This is a genomic window from Myroides marinus (assembly GCF_900109075.1).
Taxonomy (GTDB): domain Bacteria; phylum Bacteroidota; class Bacteroidia; order Flavobacteriales; family Flavobacteriaceae; genus Flavobacterium; species Flavobacterium marinum_A.
In genome coordinates this window covers 311,273-329,422 of record NZ_FNYS01000001.1, presented here as the reverse complement: position 1 = coordinate 329,422, position 18,150 = coordinate 311,273, and the positions used below count along the sequence as shown (strand labels likewise).

The window sequence follows — 18,150 nt, the reverse complement described above, 5'->3', positions numbered from 1 at the left end:
ATAACATTTATAACCCCTAAAATATGAAATTATTTTCTGACATACCGTTAAAGCTTTCGAAAATCCCTGTTATACTATCGATTAGTACTGTTGGAGTGTTGTTTTCATGTGCAACATTAGAACCTCAGTATAAAATTGGAAAAGGTGAAAAGGTAGAAGTTGTACATAATGAGAATAGTTCAGTAGCTCATACTTATTATCTGATAGGTAATGTAAGTCAGGCAAATAACAAGGAAGAGAAAGCTCACTTTAAAGCTTTTGACAATATTATAAAACAGGCAAGCACAAAGGAATCAACGCTTGTGTTCTTAGGGGATAATACAAAGAAAGGAGTGTCTAAAGAGACTTCTAAAAAGCGTGTGAAGGAAGAAGAGGCTTTAGAGAGACAACTTCAATTGGTCAAAAACAATAAGGGTAATACTGTTTTTATTAATGGTGAGTCTGATTGGGATGGAGGTTACGAGGGAGTTAAACGATTAGAAAAACTCTTGGTAGAAAAGACAGGTGATAAGAAAATATTGTTGCCTCGTAAAGTATGTGGATTAGAGCGATTAAAGATAAATGAAGAGACTGTTTTATTAGTTATTGATAGTCAGTGGTATTTAGAGAATTGGGATGATCACTCTAACATTAATGAAGATTGTGATATTAAAACAAGAGAAGATTTCTTCGAAGAAGTAAGAGGAGAGATTAATAAAAATCAGAATAAGGTGGTATTATTAGCTATGCATCATCCTGTGTATAGCAATGGTAATCACGGAGGAAAGTTCTCTGTAAATGATCACTTATTTCCTTTTGGAGGGAGTGTTCCTTTGCCTGTTGTAGGAAGTATTTACAACTATACTCGTTCTATGTCAGGCTTTAATAATCAAGATTTACAGAGTAAAAAATATAATGAACTGAATAAGCGTATTCGCACTACTGCTCAGATGTATAACAATGTAATTATCGTATCTGCTCACGAGCACAATATGCAGTATGTAGAGAGAGAAGGTGTTAAGCAGGTGATTAGTGGAGCGATGAGTAATCTTAGTCCTGCCAGGGCTATAGTGAAAGGCGACTTTTCTGCTGGACAGTATGGATATACTACGGTAGAGGTGATGAAGGATAAGAGTGTGAAATTGTCATTCTATGGATATGATGGAGAGAAATACGATAAGTTGTATTCTAATACTATATTAAATTCTTTTGCCAATCAAGACAATGCTGTAGCAGTAGAGAACAAAGTGAATACCGCTGAGGTAGAAGCGAGTGTATATCCTAAAGAGTGGACAGAGAAGACAGGTTGGTATAAGTTCTTATGGGGACAACATTATAGAGATGTATATGGTACACCTATCACTGCTTCTGTGGCAGACTTGACTACATTAAAAGGAGGACTTACACCTACTATTTCGGGTGGAGGTAATCAGTCGATGTCTTTAAGGATGGTCGATAAAGATGGAAAAGAATATGTAATGCGCGGTGTGAGAAAGAGTGTTAATCGCTTTGTGCAGACTGCTGTGTTTAAGGATCAGTATGTAATGAACTCTTTTGAGAATACTTGGGCAGAACGTTTTATCTATGACTTTTATACTACTTCGCATCCCTATACTCCATTCATAATAGGTGGATTATCTGATAGAATAGGATTGTATCACACTAATCCAGAGTTGTTCTATGTTCCTAAGCAGATTGCTTTAGGACGCTTTAATGATAAGTATGGTGATGAACTATATATGATAGAAGAGCGTCCATCTGCTGGGTATGAGGATGAAGTAAGCTTTGGTAATGCAAAGGAGATAGTGAGTACTACTGATCTTATTGCTAAACTGCGTAAAGATGAGAAGTATGAGGTAGATCAGAAAGCGTTTATGAGAGCACGTATTTTCGATATGCTTATTGGAGACTGGGACAGACATGGTGATCAGTGGAGATGGTCAGAGTTTATAGAAGGAGATAAGGTTATTTATAGACCTGTACCAAGAGATAGAGACCAAGCTTTTGCTAAGATTGATGGAGCTTTATTATCACTGATAAAAAAGTTACCACCACTTAGACATATGCAGAATTATACTGAGGAGTTTGCTAATCCACGTTGGATTAATAAGACTGCTTTTCCTCTAGATCAATATTTATTGAAGGGAACTTCATTAGAAGATTGGTTAACGGAGGCGAGAGATATTGTTGCTCAATTAGATGATGAGGCATTAGACGAAACCTTCAGTAAGTTGCCTAAAGAGGTACAAGGAAAAGAAGTAGATGATATTAAGAGAATATTCAAAGCGAGAAGAAGTAAGATAGGGGAGTTCTTACCTAAATACTATAAGCAATTACGCGAGTATGTTATTTTATCAGGAACAGATAAGAAGGACTTGTTTAATATAGAGAGATTATCAGGAGGAGATGTATTATTAAAACAATACCGAATTAAAAAGGACAATAGTGAGGTATTAGTTTTCGAGAAGACATATAAAGCAAATGAGACAAAAGAACTTTGGTTATATGGCCTGAATGATGAGGACTCTTTTAAAGTAACTGGAGACGAAAAAGCGAAGATAAAAGTAAGACTAATAGGTGGGAAGAATCAGGATAGTTTCTTGATTGATAATCCTTCTAAGGTCATCGTATATGATTATGCAGATAAGACGAATGAGGTAACGGCAGGTAGTTCTAAAGTGAGAACAGTATTGAGTAACAAGTATGATATCAATAACTTTAACTATGAGAATGTTCCACTTAATGTAAATATGTTATTGCCTAATGTTGGTTATAATCCTGAAGATGGTGTTAAACTAGGATTACATTACAGTTCAACTCGTTCTAAGTTTATACAGGATCCTTATACAGCTAAGCACGTTGTTAATGCGTTCTATTCATTCAATACAAAAGGGTTTGAAGGAGAATATAAAGGTTTCTTTCCAAATGCTACGAATAATTGGATGTTTACGATAGGTGGTCGTGCTACCAGTCCTAATTTTGCTGTAAACTATTATGGTCTAGGGAATGAGACGCATTACTTTGATGAAGAGAAAGGTGATGAATACAAACGTGTAAGAGTAGAGAGTTATTCTGTTACGCCTGGATATAGATATGAAGGAAAACAAGGAGGAAGCTTTGAAGCTAATGTAGAGTATAATGCACTGAAAGTACAGGACAAAGAAGGGCGTTTTATCACAGATAATCCAGAGTCAGTTAATGTAAGAGTATTTGATGTTCAGCACTACGGTGGATTGAAGTTAGAATACCACTATGAGCAATATAATTATCCCGCAAATCCTACAGTTGGTTTTGGTTTTACATCAAAATTAGGATGGAAGATGAACTTAAAAGAAACAGAACAGAACTTCCCTTACTTAGATTTAAAAGCAAACTTTGTTCACTTTATTGATAGAGGAGAGAGATTAGTCTTTGCTACGAACTTTACGTATCAGACAAGATTAAATGATAATTATGACTTTTACCATGCTGCTACGATAGGAGGAAATGCTAATCTGAGAGGATTTAGACCAGAGCGTTTTACAGGTAAGACATCTTATGTTCAGACTACAGATTTAAGGTTTAATGCAGGTCAGTTTACTGCTGGATTTATTCCTATGAGCTATGGTTTCTACGGAGGATTTGACTATGGTAGAGTATGGCAACCAGGAGAGTCATCTAATAAGTGGCATAACTCTTATGGTGCAGGTCTGTGGGTTAATGCAATAGAACAAGCGACTCTACACTGCTCTTATTTTAGCAGTGCAGATGGAGGTCGCTTTGTATTTGGATTAGGGTTTGGGTTTTAAAGCACCCAAATCCACTTTATAGATTTTACCACCTGTGTTATCTTTTACTTCATCAGCTAGATAGACAGTATTATTGTCACCAAATGTTACTGATTCTTTTTGAGATACGTGGTGAAGTTTGTGTTCAGTTATTTTACCATCCATAATTGCATTAGGATTAAACCCTTCGATTATCCATAGTTTAGAATGAGAAAGCAATACAAATGTCTTCTCATCAGGACTCATAGCTGCACCAGTTATAGCACAGTGTTTATATACATTACATCCATTGAATGTCTGTACATGCTCAGCTTTGTGGTGACCAGCTTTATTTGGTACTTTATATACTAAAGATGTTCCATCAAATCCTTTACTTCTGTTCTTTGTGAAGATATAGAAGTTGTTGTTGTATAGAATGAACGCCTCTGCATCATAGAATAATTCAGTGTCTTTAGGAGGGAAGGCTTTTTGTTCAGGATATTCAAAAGAGATGATATCTGCTACATCTGCCTTGTCTTTTTGTAAGTCTTCTTTATTGATCTTTAGAATACGCAGGTCTTTTCTAGTATTTTTATTATTTCCGAAATCTCCGATATATAGGTTTCCTTCTCTATCAGCTGTTAACTCTTCCCAATCAATATTCTTTTGATTTTTAATCTTTAACGTATGTGCTATTTTACCATCAGCTTTTACTTGATATAGTTCACCTTTGTTTCCACTATCTTGTAAAGTCCAAAAGGAGTTAGATGAGGTATCATAGTATAATCCTGATACTTCTTTTAAGTTATTAGGTAGTATGATATGATCTTTAGTTATTTCGCTTTTCTGTCCACAGCTAACCAATGTAGTTAGCGAGAATAGAGATACTGCTAGAAGTGATTTCATAGTCTGAATTTTTAAAACATAAAGTTACTAAATGTGTCAATACAAAACATATATTCTGAAGGGATTTGTGAATGTATAGATACAGAATACCTTTTAAAAGAATAATACCCTTGCTTATAGATAAAAAAATCCCTAAAAATTGAAACTTTCAAGTATATTTGCAAAATATAGGCTAAGTCTCTTTTAAATAGAAGAAAACAAAAGTCTTACAATAGAGATACACGATTATTGAATGTCATTTCAATGCTTCTAATGGGCGTGTACTCGTAATTATAACTTTGATTTAACGAAGATGAAGAACATTAGAAACTTTTGTATTATTGCTCATATTGACCACGGTAAAAGTACGTTAGCAGATAGATTATTAGATGCTACACAGACTGTAACTGCGCGTGAGCAACAAGCTCAGCTTTTGGATAGTATGGACTTAGAACGTGAAAGAGGTATTACTATCAAATCTCACGCTATCCAAATGGAATATACTTATAAAGGAGAGCAATACATACTTAACTTAATCGATACCCCAGGGCACGTAGACTTTTCTTATGAAGTTTCTAGGTCTATTGCAGCGTGTGAAGGTGCGTTATTGATTGTAGATGCAGCTCAGAGTATTCAGGCTCAGACTATCTCTAACTTATATTTAGCATTAGAGAATGACTTGACTATTATTCCAGTTTTAAATAAAATTGACTTACCAAGTGCTAACCCAGAAGAGGTAAGTGATGATATCGTTGATTTATTAGGATGTGATTACGAAGAGATTATTCCTGCATCTGGTAAAACAGGTCTTGGAGTAGAAGATATCTTAGCAGCTATTATCGAGAGAGTACCTGCACCAAAAGGTAATCCTGATGAACCATTACAAGCTTTAGTTTTTGACTCAGTATATAACCCATTCCGTGGTATTGAAGTTATCTTCCGTGTGGTTAATGGTTCTATTAAGAAAGGTCAGAAGATTAAGTTTATGGCTACTGGTAAAGAGTATTTCGCAGATGAGATCGGAACTCTTAAATTAAACCAAGTGCCTAAACAAGAGATTAAAACAGGTGACGTAGGTTATCTAATCTCTGGTATCAAAGAAGCAAAAGAGGTTAAAGTAGGGGATACTCTTACTGATGCTAAAGAACCTACTCAGAACATGATTGAAGGTTTTGAGAACGTGAAACCGATGGTATTCGCAGGTATTTATCCAGTAGACACTGAGGATTATGAAGAACTGCGTAACTCTATGGAGAAACTTCAGTTAAACGATGCTTCTTTAGTATTCGCAGCTGAGAGTTCTGCAGCTTTAGGTTTTGGTTTCCGTTGTGGATTCTTAGGAATGTTACACATGGAGATTATCCAAGAGCGTTTAGAGCGTGAGTTTAATATGACTGTTATTACTACAGTACCTAACGTTTCGTACTTAGCTTATACTAAGAAAGAACCTAATACGCCTATCGTAGTAAATAACCCATCTGACTTACCAGAACCATCTAAATTAGAGAGAGTAGAGGAGCCATATATTAAAGCTACTATTATTACTAAATCTGACTTCGTAGGTCAAGTAATGAGTCTATGTATCGATAAACGTGGTGTTATCACAAACCAAACTTACCTAACAGAAGATAGAGTAGAGTTAATGTTTGATATGCCATTAGCAGAGATTGTATTTGACTTCTATGATAGATTAAAAACAGTATCTAAAGGATATGCATCTTTTGACTATTCACCTATCGGAATGCGTACATCTAACTTAGTTAAAGTTGACGTAATGTTAAACGCTAACGTAGTAGATGCTTTATCAGCATTAATGCACGCAGACAATGCTTACCACATTGGTAAGAAGATGTGTGAAAAGTTGAAAGAATTAATCCCTCGTCAACAGTTTGATATTCCTATCCAGGCAGCTATCGGAGTGAAAGTTATCGCTCGTGAAACTGTAAAAGCGTTACGTAAAGACGTAACAGCTAAGTGTTATGGAGGGGATATTTCTCGTAAACGTAAATTACTTGAAAAACAAAAAGCAGGTAAAAAACGTATGCGTCAAGTAGGTAACGTAGAGATTCCACAAGAAGCATTTATGGCTGTATTAAAGTTGAATGACTAACAGCTATTCACAATATTTAATGAAAAGACTATCAACTTTGGTAGTCTTTTTTTTTGATTAAAACTGACAAACAAAACAAAAACCTAATGAAAAAAACGCTAATCGTATTTGCATTGCTTGCATTAGTAGCATGTAAAGACAAAAAAGAAGAAGAAGTTTCTGCAGAACCTATCACTCCAACAGAAGAAGTGGTAGAGGAGGTAGAAGAAGAGAAACCTGTATTAACAATTTACGAGAAAGAAGAAAACATACTTTTAGACATTCTTATACCTCGTTATTACGATAAGGATGTGCATCAAGCACAGTTTAATAAGGTTAATGACAAGTGGCTTGCTTTTGAAGAAAAGAAAGGTTTGTTTCAAGTGATAAAGGCTGATTATGCTATAAGCGAAGAAGTAAATGAGTGTACAGAAAGTGAACAGTTAGGAATATTCACGACAGGACCTATTGAACCTATTTTCTTTTTAGGGCCAAATGCATTGATTAAGAAAGGAACTAAAGTAGCCGTTAATATAAAAGAACAACCACTATGGCCTGAAACTCCACAAGAGTACTTGTTCAATGGGAAACAATATATCCTTAGAGCAGAAGGAAAAGAACTAGATTCTTATAATTATACTGATGATAGTGGTAAAGCTAAAAAGTATAAGAAGTTTAAGAATTATAAGCTATACTTGTCTGTAGATGGTGAAGCAGAGCAGTTAGTATTAGATATACCAGAGTTTAATGATACTTTCGTTAAATTGTTATTTGTAGGAGACTTGGATGATGATGGTAACTTAGACTTTGTATTTGATACTTCAGCAGATTACGAAGTTCAGACAGTAGAAGTATATCTATCTCGAGGAGCAAAACACTTTATCTATTTAGCTGGAGAAGTTTCTGTAGACTTTGCATGTTAATAGATTGATATAAAAGAGCGAAAGCCCATTGACTAGTCAATGGGCTTTCGCATTTATAAAAAATAATCTAATTATTTCTTCGTAAAATCACCTGCATAGATAGTAGTGAACTTAGAAGGTTGTAGATACTTCTTAGCAGCATCATTTACCTGTTTTACAGTTAACTTCTCTATTTCAGCATTTAATTTCTCATACTCACTAAATGGGATGTCATATTGTAAGAACTGAGATGATAAAGACATTAAGTAACCGTCTAGCCCTAGATTAGTCTGTCTAGTACTTACCCATGAAGATTTGTTTGCTTTTAGCTCTTCTTCAGTGATACCAGATGTTACTAACTTATTGAACTCTTCATTGATTGCTTTTTCCACATCTCCACGTTTAGTAGGGTTTAGGAATGCATAGATCATCCAAGCAGAATCATCTCTTTTAGGATCAGTAGGAACACTAAGAGAAGTACCTGCACCATAGCTAATACCTTCTTTCTCACGTAGACGTTGAGGTATACGAGCAGTCATAAATCCTCCACCCATTACTTCATTAACGAATGTTAATGCAGCGTAGTCAGGGTTTGATCTATTCATCTTGAAGTTAAGTTTACCTACTGCTACAGCATTTTCTTTATCTGGAGTTTCAAACAATTGTTTGTCTTGTTTAGTCTCCACATAGTTAGGAGTAGCTTTTTCGTACTTAGCTTTACTTGTAAAGTTAGCGAATGTACTTTCGAATAACTTATCTGTAGCAGCTTTGTCACTCATACCGATAACTGTAGCTACACCATTATTAGCACCAAAGAAGTCTTTATAGAACGCCTTGATATCAGCTGTTTTTACATTCTTGTATCCATCGATATCTTCTTGCGTAGATGGAGAGTAATAGATACTACCTTTCTCTTCTTTAGAGGTTAATTGAGATAGCTTATTAAAAGCAATAGATTGTGGATCACTAAGCTCTGCTTCTAAAGCTGTAATAGTCTCTAATTTTAGTTTCTCTAACTCTGATTCAGGGAATACAGGATTAGTAAGAACATCTTTTAAGATAGCCATAGTCTCGTTTATACTGTTTCTATAAGAAGAAATATTAATGTAAAAACTTTGTCCACCAAAACGAACACTTACAGAAGACTTCAGTTGATCTAACTTATCTTTTATCTGTTGTTTAGTCATTGTAGTAGTACCAGCAGTAAGCAAGTTAGCAGCTACTTCACCAATGTATTGTTTGTTCAGTAAATCTTTTTGGTTACCTACAGGCAGTGTCATACTGATCTGTACCTTCTCACCTTTAATATCTTTATCGATTACTCCGTATTTTAATCCATTCTGTAGCTTGTTAGTAGAATAGTTCTTTTGAAGATTAGCGATAGAGGCTTCAAAAGGTCTAAGCTCAGCAGAAGCTTCGCGTCCTTTATAGTTTTCTACTAATGCTTTGATATCTTTATTTTGGAACTCATCAGCCTTAACTCTTTCCTCACCTTTAGTAGGAATAAACATACCTACTGTACGATTATTCTCTCTAAAGTACTTCTTAGCTACTCTATTGATATCTTCTAGCTTTAAGTTTTCTACATTGTCTCTGTATAAATTAGCTAAACGATAATCACCAGCACCAATTATTTCAGTAAGGTTAATCGTGTATCCTAAAGTATTGTTTTTGATGTTCTCTAAACCTTTAAGAATATTAGTTTTAGCTCTATCTAGATCCTCTTGAGTATAGTTAATAGTTCCTATTTTAGCTAGCGCAACTTTTACATCTTTCAATGTAGTATCAAGGTTTCTATCATTTGGAACATCGAAGTTGAATAACACAAAACCTGCGTCTCTCACAGTAGGGTTAAAAGCCCAAATACTAGATACCTTCTTAGTCTCTACTAATTCTTTGTATAAATATCCTGAAGGGTCATTAGTTAATATAGATTCTAGAGCTGATAGTGCAGCATAGTCTTTATCTGCAAATGAAGCAGCGTGATAAAGCATATTAATATGTTGAGAATCTCCTGCGCGTTTTACCTCTACATACTTTTCACCATCTTGAGCAGGCTCTACAGTGAAGATTTCATCTAATACACGTGTAGGTTTAGGTATCACAGAGAAGTAGTCCTCTATGTACTTTAAAGCCTTCGCTTCATCAAATTTACCTGCTATTACTAGAGTAGCGTTATCAGGCTGATAGTATTTCTCATAAAATCGTTTTAACTGAGGTGTTTTTACACGTTCTATGTCTTCTTTTGATCCGATAGTACTTAGCCCATAGTTATGCCATAAATAAGCTGTATTAATCGTTCTTTCCATTAATACTCCAGTAGGATTGTTTTCACCAATCTCGAATTCATTGCGCACTACAGAAAACTCTTTGTATAAGTCTTCTTGTAAGATAGTAGCATTTACCATACGGTCAGCTTCCATTTGCAATGCCCAAGCTAAGTTCTCATCTGAAGCAGCGAATATTTCGTAGTAGTTCGTACGATCATACCAAGTAGTACCATTAGCACGACCTCCTTTGTCAGAGATCATCTTTTTGATATCTCCTAAGTTCTTAGTACTCTTAAATAGCATGTGCTCTAGTAAGTGAGCCATACCTTTCTCACCGTATCCCTCATGTTTAGAACCAACGTTATAAACGATGTTTACGATAAGGTTACTCTGAGTAGCATCAGGAAGTAATAGGACTTTTAGCCCATTTGATAACTTGTATTCTTTAATGTCTTCAACAGTAGTAACGAAGGTTGGTTTTGACTTCTGTTGAGCAAAAGAGTAATTAGCCGCACTTATTGTTAATGCAAACAAAAGTGTGTACACTATTCTTTTCATAAATTAGTTTTTAAGGTTAATGAGTTAAATATAATTATATTTTATTAATAATTAACCAACTGAAAATTAATGACATGAGTTGTCTTTGAATAGTGATATAAAAAAATAGCTACTCGATAAGGAGTAGCTATTTCTCTAGTAATTATTTTTATATTGTTCGATATGGTTTAGCAGAGTTTGCTTATCCATATAACCTGACTGTTTCCACAGAAGCTTTCCTTTTCTAAACAGCATTAACGTTGGTACACCTCTCATTTGATATTGCGTACTATACTGAGTAGTAAGAGCCGTATTCTTGTCTACATCAATCTTGATAATAGAGATATCGTCTTTCAACTCTTTTTTTACCTCTTCTAATACTGGAGCAAGCATCTGACATGGTCCACACCACGTAGCGAAGAAATCAACTAAGGTTAACTGATCTCTATCGATTAACTCTTGAAAATTACTCATATTAGTTTGCTTTAGCAGTGCTACTACATGTAGAGCTACACGTAGCCTCTACGATAGGAGCAGATGTATTCTTAATAGCACCAAAACCTCCGATAACATCAATCATATTATGATATCCTCTTGCTTTTAAAATAGAAGAAGCGATCAATGAGCGGTAACCTCCAGCACAGTGGATATAGAACTTACCTGTAGTAGGGAAGTCAGCGATATTATCATTGATAAAGTCTAATGGAGAATGCGTTAAGTTTTTGTACTCTAAGTGAGCAGAGTTATACTCACCTGGTTTACGTACATCCACGACTTTAATATCTTCACTAGCTAATTTGTCAGCTAATTCTTGAGCAGTTACTTGTTGTACAGTGTCATACTCAAAACCTTCTGCTTTCCAAGAATTGAACCCACCTTTTAAGTATCCTAACGTATTGTCATATCCTACACGTGATAGACGAATGATAGCCTCTTCTTCACGTCCTTCAGGAGTGATTAACATGATAGCTTGTTTAATATCTGTAATTAATGCACCTACCCAAGGAGCGAATTGTCCATCTAATCCGATAAAGATAGCACCTGGTATATGACCAGCAGCGAAGTCTGCAGCAGAGCGTACATCTAAGATTAGAGCACCTGACTCTTCTGCTAATACCTGAAACTCTCTTGGAGTTAATGCTTTATTATTATCGATGATTGTCTCTACGTTTTCGTAACCTTCTTTATTAAGTTTTACGTTTAATGGGAAGTACGCAGGTGGAGGTAATAATCCATCAGTTACTTCTTTTACAAATTCAGCTTCAGTCATATCAGCACGTAGAGCGTAGTTAGTTTGTTTTTGGTCACCTAATGTACCTACAGTCTCTTTGCTCAAGTTTTTACCACATGCAGACCCTGCACCATGCGCTGGATATACAATAACGTCATCTGCTAATGGCATAATCTTAGTGCGTAAACTTTGATATAATGTAGCTGCTAACTGTTCTTGTGTTAGATTAGCTGCTTTTTGAGCTAAGTCAGGACGTCCTACATCTCCTAAGAACAATGTGTCTCCACTAAAGATAGCGTGATCTTTACCATTCTCGTCTTTTAGTAAGTATGTTGTACTCTCCATAGTATGACCAGGAGTGTGTAATGCTGTGATAGTGATATTACCTAATTTAAATACTTCTCCATCAGTAGCGATATGCGCCTTAAATGTAGGGTTAGCATTCGGTCCGTATACGATAGGAGCATTAGTCTTATCAGCTAATGTTACGTGTCCACTCACGAAGTCAGCGTGAAAGTGTGTTTCGAATATGTATTTAATAGTAGCATTATCCTTAGCCGCTCTGTCTAAGTAAGGTTGTACCTCTCTTAGTGGATCGATGATTGCTACTTCACCATTACTTTCTATATAATAAGCTCCTTGAGCTAAACATCCTGTATAAATTTGTTCTATTTTCATATTGTCGTTTATTTCTTTGTTTGTAGTAAAATTATAAATATGTTTTTAAAAATACAGTAACTTAGGTTACATATTATAAAAACACTTCTTTAATTAAGATATATATTGCCATAATTAGTACAAAATATCCAAATCCCTTTTTTAAGTTTTTGTCTGGGACAAATCGTGTTAGGTAGATGCCTATAAATATACCTATGATAGATATCGCACTAAATGTTAGTAGCATCCCCCAGTCCATAGCAGTGTGTCCTAAGTCTCCTAAAAAACCTATTAATGACTGTATAGCTATAATGCAGAGTGATGTACCTACAGCCTGTCTCATCGGCATCTTAGCGAATAATACTAATGCAGGAATGATCAAGAAACCTCCACCAGCACCTACTGTACCAGCTAATAACCCAATCAAGATTCCCTGTATAAACAATCCTGATAATGCGGGCTTAGTATCCTGTATTTCTTCTTGTTTTTTAGGTCTGATCATCTTCGTAGCAGAAGTGAACATCACTAATGCAAACAAGACCATCAATACTATATTCTTATCGATACTCCAACTACCAATACTGATAATGTCTGGAACTAATGGGAGTAAGTAAGCTCTGGCAATATAGACAGTAATCACAGAGGGTATACCAAATAAGGCTACTGCTTTTAGATCTACTTTTTTGTCAATATAGTTTTTGATACCACCAACTAGTGAAGTAGAGCCAACTATAAATAGTGAGTAGGCTGTAGCAATAAAGGGTTCTACCTTCATAATATATACCAGTATTGGGACAGTCAGTATAGAACCTCCACTACCGATAAGTCCAAGTGATATCCCGATAAGTAAGGCTAATGCATAACCTATTAATGATGTATAATCCATAGCTATGATTAAGGTTTAAGCAACTCGATGTATTTGCGATTGAGTTGTATAATACCTTCGTTTTCTAAGGTTTTTAATATTCTGGAGATAACTACCCTTGATGTATTCAGTTCGTCTGCCAGCTCCTGATGAGTATTATTGATAAATCTACTGTTGTAAATTTTTGCTTTGTTTCTAAGTAGATTGCACAGTCGTTCCTCCATATTCATAAACGCTAAACTGTCTATAGCCGTCAGCATCTCATTCATACGATTGTTATAACTATTTAGTACGAAGTTTCTCCAACTCTTGTATTTGACTAACCATTCGTCCATCTTGCTTACAGGTACCATCACTACACTACCATCGCGTTCAGCTATAGAGCGCACCTGACTCTTAGTCTCTCCTAAACAGCAGGTCAATGTCATGGCACAGGTATCACCTTCTTCTATAAAGTAGAGTACTATCTCACCTTCTCTTTGGTCTTCGCGTATGATCTTAATAGCACCTTCCAGTAGGAGAGGTATTTTCTTAATATACTCACCTATCTCCATAAGTTTTTCGCCTTCTTTGAAGTCCTTTATTGTAGAGACTTCTATGATCTCATCTAATAACTTTTCCTCAAAGATAGGACTGTATTTAGCCCTGATAATATGCTCCATAAAAGAATAAACTAGTGATTAAAATAATGTAAATTACATTACTGAAGCAAGATATTAAAAGTATTGGAATCTAGGGTAGAAATATCATATTAATGAGGTAACCATTTTCTGATTATTCCATAGAACCACGTTCCTAATAGAGCTCCAATAATAGCTATCAAGATAGGTAAGAAACCTGCTCCAAATAGTGCAAACATCGGTCCAGGACAAGCGCCTCCTAAGGCCCAGCCTAATCCGAAAAAGATACCACCGATGAGGTAGCGCGGTACGCTCTTCTCTTTAGGAGTGAACTCTATAGGATTACCAGAGAAATCTTTAATATTCTTTTTCTTGATGATATAGGTTGCAGCTACAGCTATGGTTAAGGCTGTTCCCATAATTCCATACATGTGGAAACTGTCGAATTGAAACATTTCATAAATGCGGAACCACGATGCTGCTCCTGATTTAAACATTCCTATCCCGAAAAGCATTCCAACTAATAAATAGGCTAATTTTTTCATTGTATATTGTTTATATAACTATTTGTATTGTTTGATATTGGTATCTGTGCAGATCCAGTTTTGTATTGGGTGAGTCCGTAGTGAGTCCGTTATGAGTCTGTGGTGAGTCCGTTGTTTTGTATTATTTAACGGAGTCATTATGGATGTATAGTGGATAGAGTACTTACTTATCCAATACAAGACTTAAGGCATACTAAATCTAATATGTAACTTAGAAGATTAGAGGGAATAATAAATGTACCATAATCAATCCTCCAATAAAGAAACCAATCACTGCTATAAGTGATGGCAACTGTAGGTTACTTAGTCCACTGATGGCGTGGCCCGAAGTACATCCTCCTGCATATCTCGATCCAAATCCTACGAAGAATCCTGCCAATAGCAGTAAACCAATCGACTTGACAGATCCGAATATTTCGTTAGAGAATAGCTCTGTAGGGATGTATGCTTTACCAGCACTCTCTATACCTAATTGATTTAGTTTATCTATTGTGTTTTGCCCTAAGGGTATAGCGGCAGGTTCTACACTAAGAAAGTGATATGCTATAAAACCTCCTAAGATAGTACCCACTAAGAATAACAAGTTCCACGTCTGTGCTTTCCAATTGAAACAGAAAAAATCACAACTTTTACCTGCTCCCATCATAGAGCACATCGTGCGTAGATTAGAGGAGAACCCAAAGCTCTTACCCATTAATAAAAGTAGTATCAGTGTAGCTGCGATAAATAATCCTCCTACGTACCAAGGCCATGGGCCATATATCCATTCCATATCTGTTGTTTTAAATTTTGATAAGACAAAGTTCCTTATTATAACTGACAAGAAATGTAACCTAGGATACATAAGTGCAAAAAAAGAAAGTAGAGATTATTAGTCGCTTTCGGTGGTTTTTAGTAGTTTTATAGAACCAAAAAAATAGAACCCAAAACTTAAAAAATAGATACACTTATGAAAAATACAAAACACAACGTTGTATTTCAATTAAACACTGACAACATTAATGAACAAAATGCTTTAATGACTTATGTTACTAATGTTAGAAATCACTGGAATGAGGATGTGACTATTCATGTAGTAGTACACGGACCTGGTATCGGTATGCTGAGAAAAAGCAAGACGATGGTAGGTGAGCCACTTAAAGCTGTGATGCAAAAAGGAATTCATTTCTTTGCGTGTGAGAATACAATTAATGCTCGTAAGATAGATAAGGCAGATATCTTAGATAATGTGTCTTTCGTACCTTCTGGTTTGGTGTATATCATCGAAAAACAAGAAGAAGGTTGGTCTTACATAAAATGTAATTTTTAAGACTTTATATAGATAGAGTGTCGTAGAACTCTCTTTACCTTTGTATATCAAATAGTGCAAAAGAATGAAATTTAATACGGATGCGTTCTGTTCTTTTATTGGAGCAGACATTATAGGAAATAACAAGAGTGAGTATGTAGATATTACTAATATATCCGTAGATAGTAGGTCGTTACAAAACGATCAACACACATTGTTTTTTGCGTTAAAAGGAGGTAATCACGATGGACATGATTATGTCGATGAGCTGGTAAATAAAGGAGTTAGATATATCGTTATATCTGACGAATCTAAAGTACACCCTACACAAGGTGTGCTATATTTTAAAGTTAATAATACATTAGCTGCACTTCAGAGTGCAGCTATTTTTCATAAAGATAGTTTTGATTTTCCCGTTATCGGAATTACTGGTAGCAAGGGAAAGACTGTCGTAAAAGAATGGCTAAACTATCTGCTAAGTGAAGAATATAGGATTATCAAGAGTCCTAAAAGTTATAATTCTCAGACGGGTGTACCTCTATCTATCTTTGGGATGGAGGAAAAGCATAATCTAGGTATTTTCGAGGTAGGAATCTCTACTATAGGAGAGATGGAGAAGTTAGCTAAAGTAGTGAAGCCTACTATAGGTGTATTTACTGCACTGACAGAAGAGCACGGAGAAGGGTTTCAGTCTCTGGAGCAAAAGGTAAGTGAGAAGGCAAAACTATTTGTCAATGCTGAGGTAGTGATCTGTGAGCTAAATGAGTTATTACTTAAATATCTGTCTCCTATAACATCTGTATATACTTGGAGCCTTAGTGATGTTAGAGCTAATGTATATGGGCAAGTAACACAATCTACCTTATCTATTGTTGTTAATCAAAAAGACTGTTTTTCTGTAGAACTTCCTTTTACAGATGATAGTTCTGTACACAATATCATGACGTGTATTAGTATGATGGTTTATTTAGGCTATACAGCTGATACTATTGCTATGCGTATTAAAGGTCTTTATCCTGTAGAGCTGCGTATGCAGGTCAAGAATGGAGTGAATAATTGTACTATAATAGACGATGCTTATAATGCAGATTATCAGTCGTTATCTATAGCTCTTGACTTCTTAGAGAAGCACAAAGTTAGCTCGTCTAAGACAGTTATCTTATCAGATATGTTTAAGAGTGGCTTTGAGGTAGAAGAGATTTATAGTCAGCTAAAAGAATTGTTGGTTACACATCATATTACGCGTATTATCGGTATCGGTGAGCATATCAGTAAGTACCTGGTAGGCGTTAGTAATGCTTATCTGTATAAAGATACAGAGGAGTTCTTACAGAAGGTTTCTGTAGATGACTTTACGGATGAGAACATCTTGGTCAAAGGGGCTAGAGGCTTTCGCTTTGATAGGATAGTGACTATGTTGGAGAAGAAGACACATGAGACTGTATTAGAGGTCAACCTGACTGCTATGTGTCACAATCTTAATTTTTATCGATCTAAGCTTAAACCTGAGACTAAGATTATGGTAATGGTAAAGGCGTTCGGATATGGTAATGGTAGCTATGAGATAGCTAAGTTATTAGCTCATGAGAATGTAGATTATCTAGGTGTTGCTTTTGCTGATGAAGGAATAGAACTGCGAAAGGCTGGTGTGAATACTAAGATTATAGTGATGAATCCTGAGATTAATGCTTTCTCTGCTATGATAGCGTATGACTTAGAACCAGAGGTGTACTCTGTACGTGAGTTAAATGCTTTCTTAAAGGTAGCAAGAGAACGCAACTGTTATGAGTACCCGATCCATATTAAGTTAGATACGGGGATGCATAGACACGGATTCTTGACAGGAGACTTAGACGAACTAATCGAAGTACTTAGACATACTAATGTAGTAGAGGTGAAGTCTATATTCTCTCATTTATCTTCGAGTGATATGCCCGAGTACACTGATTTTACTTTAGGGCAAATAGATATGTTTACACAGAATTCGGATAAACTAATGCAGGAGCTAGATATTAATCCTATTAGACATATTTTAAATACATCTGGTATTTTTCACTTTACAGCATATCAGTTTGACATGGTAAGATTGGGTATTGGATTATATGGAGTAGGAAATGATAAAGAAGAAATGCAACAATTGGCTAATGTGAGCACTCTTAAAACTCGCATAATGCAAATAAAGGAAATAAATGATGCTGATAGTGTTGGATATGGTAGAAGATTCCGTTCACAAGGTCGAACTCGTATAGCCACAGTACCAATTGGTTATGCTGATGGCGTGCATCGATCATGGGGTGCAGGTGTCGGCTATGTCTTGGTAAATGGGCAAAAAGCAGAAATAACAGGTTCGATTTGTATGGATATGTTAATGATTAATGTAACAAATATAAATTGTGAAGAAAATGATGAAGTCATTATTTTTGGTAAAGACCTGCCTGTCACTATAATAGCTGAAAAAATAAATACTATACCATATGAGATTTTAACAAGTATTGCACTTCGCGTTAAAAGAATTTTTTTTGTAGAGTAAAAAAGT

General features: G+C 35.5%; 13 protein-coding genes. 5 read left to right on the top strand and 8 right to left on the bottom strand.

Features of this window, described 5'->3' with window-relative positions; translation table 11 throughout:
* Positions 1–23: 23 nt before the first annotated feature.
* The gene (locus tag BMX53_RS01525) at positions 24–3,767 is read left to right on the top strand and encodes a BamA/TamA family outer membrane protein (RefSeq protein WP_074744302.1); all 3,744 of its coding nucleotides are present in this window, start codon (positions 24–26) and stop codon (positions 3,765–3,767) included.
* Here the strand turns inward: BMX53_RS01525 and BMX53_RS01520 are convergent.
* On the bottom strand, positions 3,750–4,631 hold the full coding sequence (locus BMX53_RS01520; protein ID WP_038985000.1) for an esterase-like activity of phytase family protein: 882 nt from the start codon (positions 4,629–4,631) through the stop codon (positions 3,750–3,752). The genes BMX53_RS01525 and BMX53_RS01520 overlap by 18 nt on opposite strands.
* 292 nt (positions 4,632–4,923) lie before the next feature.
* Here BMX53_RS01520 and lepA point away from each other — a divergent pair, with 292 nt between their 5' ends.
* A complete protein-coding gene (gene lepA, locus BMX53_RS01515; protein ID WP_038984998.1) occupies positions 4,924–6,720 on the top strand; it encodes a translation elongation factor 4 in 1,797 nt (598 codons plus the stop codon).
* An 86-nt stretch (positions 6,721–6,806) separates the two neighbouring features.
* The gene (locus BMX53_RS01510) at positions 6,807–7,622 is read left to right on the top strand and encodes a hypothetical protein (protein ID WP_074744300.1); all 816 of its coding nucleotides are present in this window, start codon (positions 6,807–6,809) and stop codon (positions 7,620–7,622) included.
* A gap of 71 nt (positions 7,623–7,693) precedes the next feature.
* Here BMX53_RS01510 and BMX53_RS01505 read toward each other — a convergent pair whose 3' ends face one another.
* The 7 genes from BMX53_RS01505 to BMX53_RS01475 all read right to left on the bottom strand — a co-directional run bounded on the left by BMX53_RS01505 (position 7,694) and on the right by BMX53_RS01475 (position 15,098).
* Positions 7,694–10,429: a M16 family metallopeptidase gene (locus BMX53_RS01505; RefSeq protein ID WP_074744298.1), complete on the bottom strand. Its 2,736-nt coding sequence runs from the start codon at positions 10,427–10,429 to the stop codon at positions 7,694–7,696.
* A 135-nt stretch (positions 10,430–10,564) separates the two neighbouring features.
* On the bottom strand, positions 10,565–10,882 hold the full coding sequence (gene trxA, locus BMX53_RS01500; protein WP_038984992.1) for a thioredoxin: 318 nt from the start codon (positions 10,880–10,882) through the stop codon (positions 10,565–10,567).
* 1 nt (position 10,883) lies between these two features.
* Entirely contained in the window at positions 10,884–12,317 is a 1,434-nt protein-coding gene (locus tag BMX53_RS01495; RefSeq protein ID WP_074744296.1) for an MBL fold metallo-hydrolase, read from the bottom strand.
* A 73-nt stretch (positions 12,318–12,390) separates the two neighbouring features.
* Positions 12,391–13,182, bottom strand: coding sequence for a sulfite exporter TauE/SafE family protein (locus tag BMX53_RS01490; protein ID WP_074744294.1), 792 nt, complete (start codon positions 13,180–13,182; stop codon positions 12,391–12,393).
* Positions 13,183–13,190: 8 nt separating this feature from the next.
* Complete coding sequence (locus BMX53_RS01485) at positions 13,191–13,823, bottom strand: Crp/Fnr family transcriptional regulator (RefSeq protein ID WP_038984983.1); 633 nt, start codon at positions 13,821–13,823, stop codon at positions 13,191–13,193.
* 89 nt (positions 13,824–13,912) lie between these two features.
* Positions 13,913–14,326 (bottom strand): DUF6691 family protein, encoded by a 414-nt coding sequence (locus BMX53_RS01480; RefSeq protein WP_074744292.1) that lies wholly within the window; start codon positions 14,324–14,326, stop codon positions 13,913–13,915.
* A gap of 211 nt (positions 14,327–14,537) precedes the next feature.
* Complete coding sequence (locus BMX53_RS01475) at positions 14,538–15,098, bottom strand: YeeE/YedE family protein (protein ID WP_038984980.1); 561 nt, start codon at positions 15,096–15,098, stop codon at positions 14,538–14,540.
* 177 nt (positions 15,099–15,275) lie between these two features.
* On the opposite strand from BMX53_RS01475, the gene BMX53_RS01470 reads away from it, so the two are divergent.
* On the top strand, positions 15,276–15,635 hold the full coding sequence (locus BMX53_RS01470) for a DsrE family protein (protein ID WP_038984978.1): 360 nt from the start codon (positions 15,276–15,278) through the stop codon (positions 15,633–15,635).
* A 64-nt stretch (positions 15,636–15,699) separates the two neighbouring features.
* Positions 15,700–18,144 carry a bifunctional UDP-N-acetylmuramoyl-tripeptide:D-alanyl-D-alanine ligase/alanine racemase gene (locus tag BMX53_RS01465; RefSeq protein ID WP_074744288.1) on the top strand — a complete coding sequence of 815 codons (2,445 nt, stop codon included), beginning with the start codon at positions 15,700–15,702 and terminating at the stop codon, positions 18,142–18,144.
* The last annotated feature ends 6 nt before the right edge of the window (positions 18,145–18,150 follow it).

Bases quoted from the DNA above. Each gene is read 5' to 3' on its own strand.
- BMX53_RS01490 (WP_074744294.1), bottom strand. From the start codon at position 13,182: ATGGATTATACATCATTAATAGGTTATGCATTAGCCTTACTTATCGGG.
- BMX53_RS01480 (WP_074744292.1), bottom strand. From the start codon at position 14,326: ATGAAAAAATTAGCCTATTTATTAGTTGGAATGCTTTTCGGGATAGGA.
- BMX53_RS01525 (WP_074744302.1), top strand. From the start codon at position 24: ATGAAATTATTTTCTGACATACCGTTAAAGCTTTCGAAAATCCCTGTT.
- lepA (WP_038984998.1), top strand. From the start codon at position 4,924: ATGAAGAACATTAGAAACTTTTGTATTATTGCTCATATTGACCACGGT.
- BMX53_RS01465 (WP_074744288.1), top strand. From the start codon at position 15,700: ATGAAATTTAATACGGATGCGTTCTGTTCTTTTATTGGAGCAGACATT.
- BMX53_RS01495 (WP_074744296.1), bottom strand. From the start codon at position 12,317: ATGAAAATAGAACAAATTTATACAGGATGTTTAGCTCAAGGAGCTTAT.
- BMX53_RS01520 (WP_038985000.1), bottom strand. From the start codon at position 4,631: ATGAAATCACTTCTAGCAGTATCTCTATTCTCGCTAACTACATTGGTT.
- BMX53_RS01510 (WP_074744300.1), top strand. From the start codon at position 6,807: ATGAAAAAAACGCTAATCGTATTTGCATTGCTTGCATTAGTAGCATGT.
- trxA (WP_038984992.1), bottom strand. From the start codon at position 10,882: ATGAGTAATTTTCAAGAGTTAATCGATAGAGATCAGTTAACCTTAGTT.
- BMX53_RS01470 (WP_038984978.1), top strand. From the start codon at position 15,276: ATGAAAAATACAAAACACAACGTTGTATTTCAATTAAACACTGACAAC.
- BMX53_RS01475 (WP_038984980.1), bottom strand. From the start codon at position 15,098: ATGGAATGGATATATGGCCCATGGCCTTGGTACGTAGGAGGATTATTT.
- BMX53_RS01505 (WP_074744298.1), bottom strand. From the start codon at position 10,429: ATGAAAAGAATAGTGTACACACTTTTGTTTGCATTAACAATAAGTGCG.
- BMX53_RS01485 (WP_038984983.1), bottom strand. From the start codon at position 13,823: ATGGAGCATATTATCAGGGCTAAATACAGTCCTATCTTTGAGGAAAAG.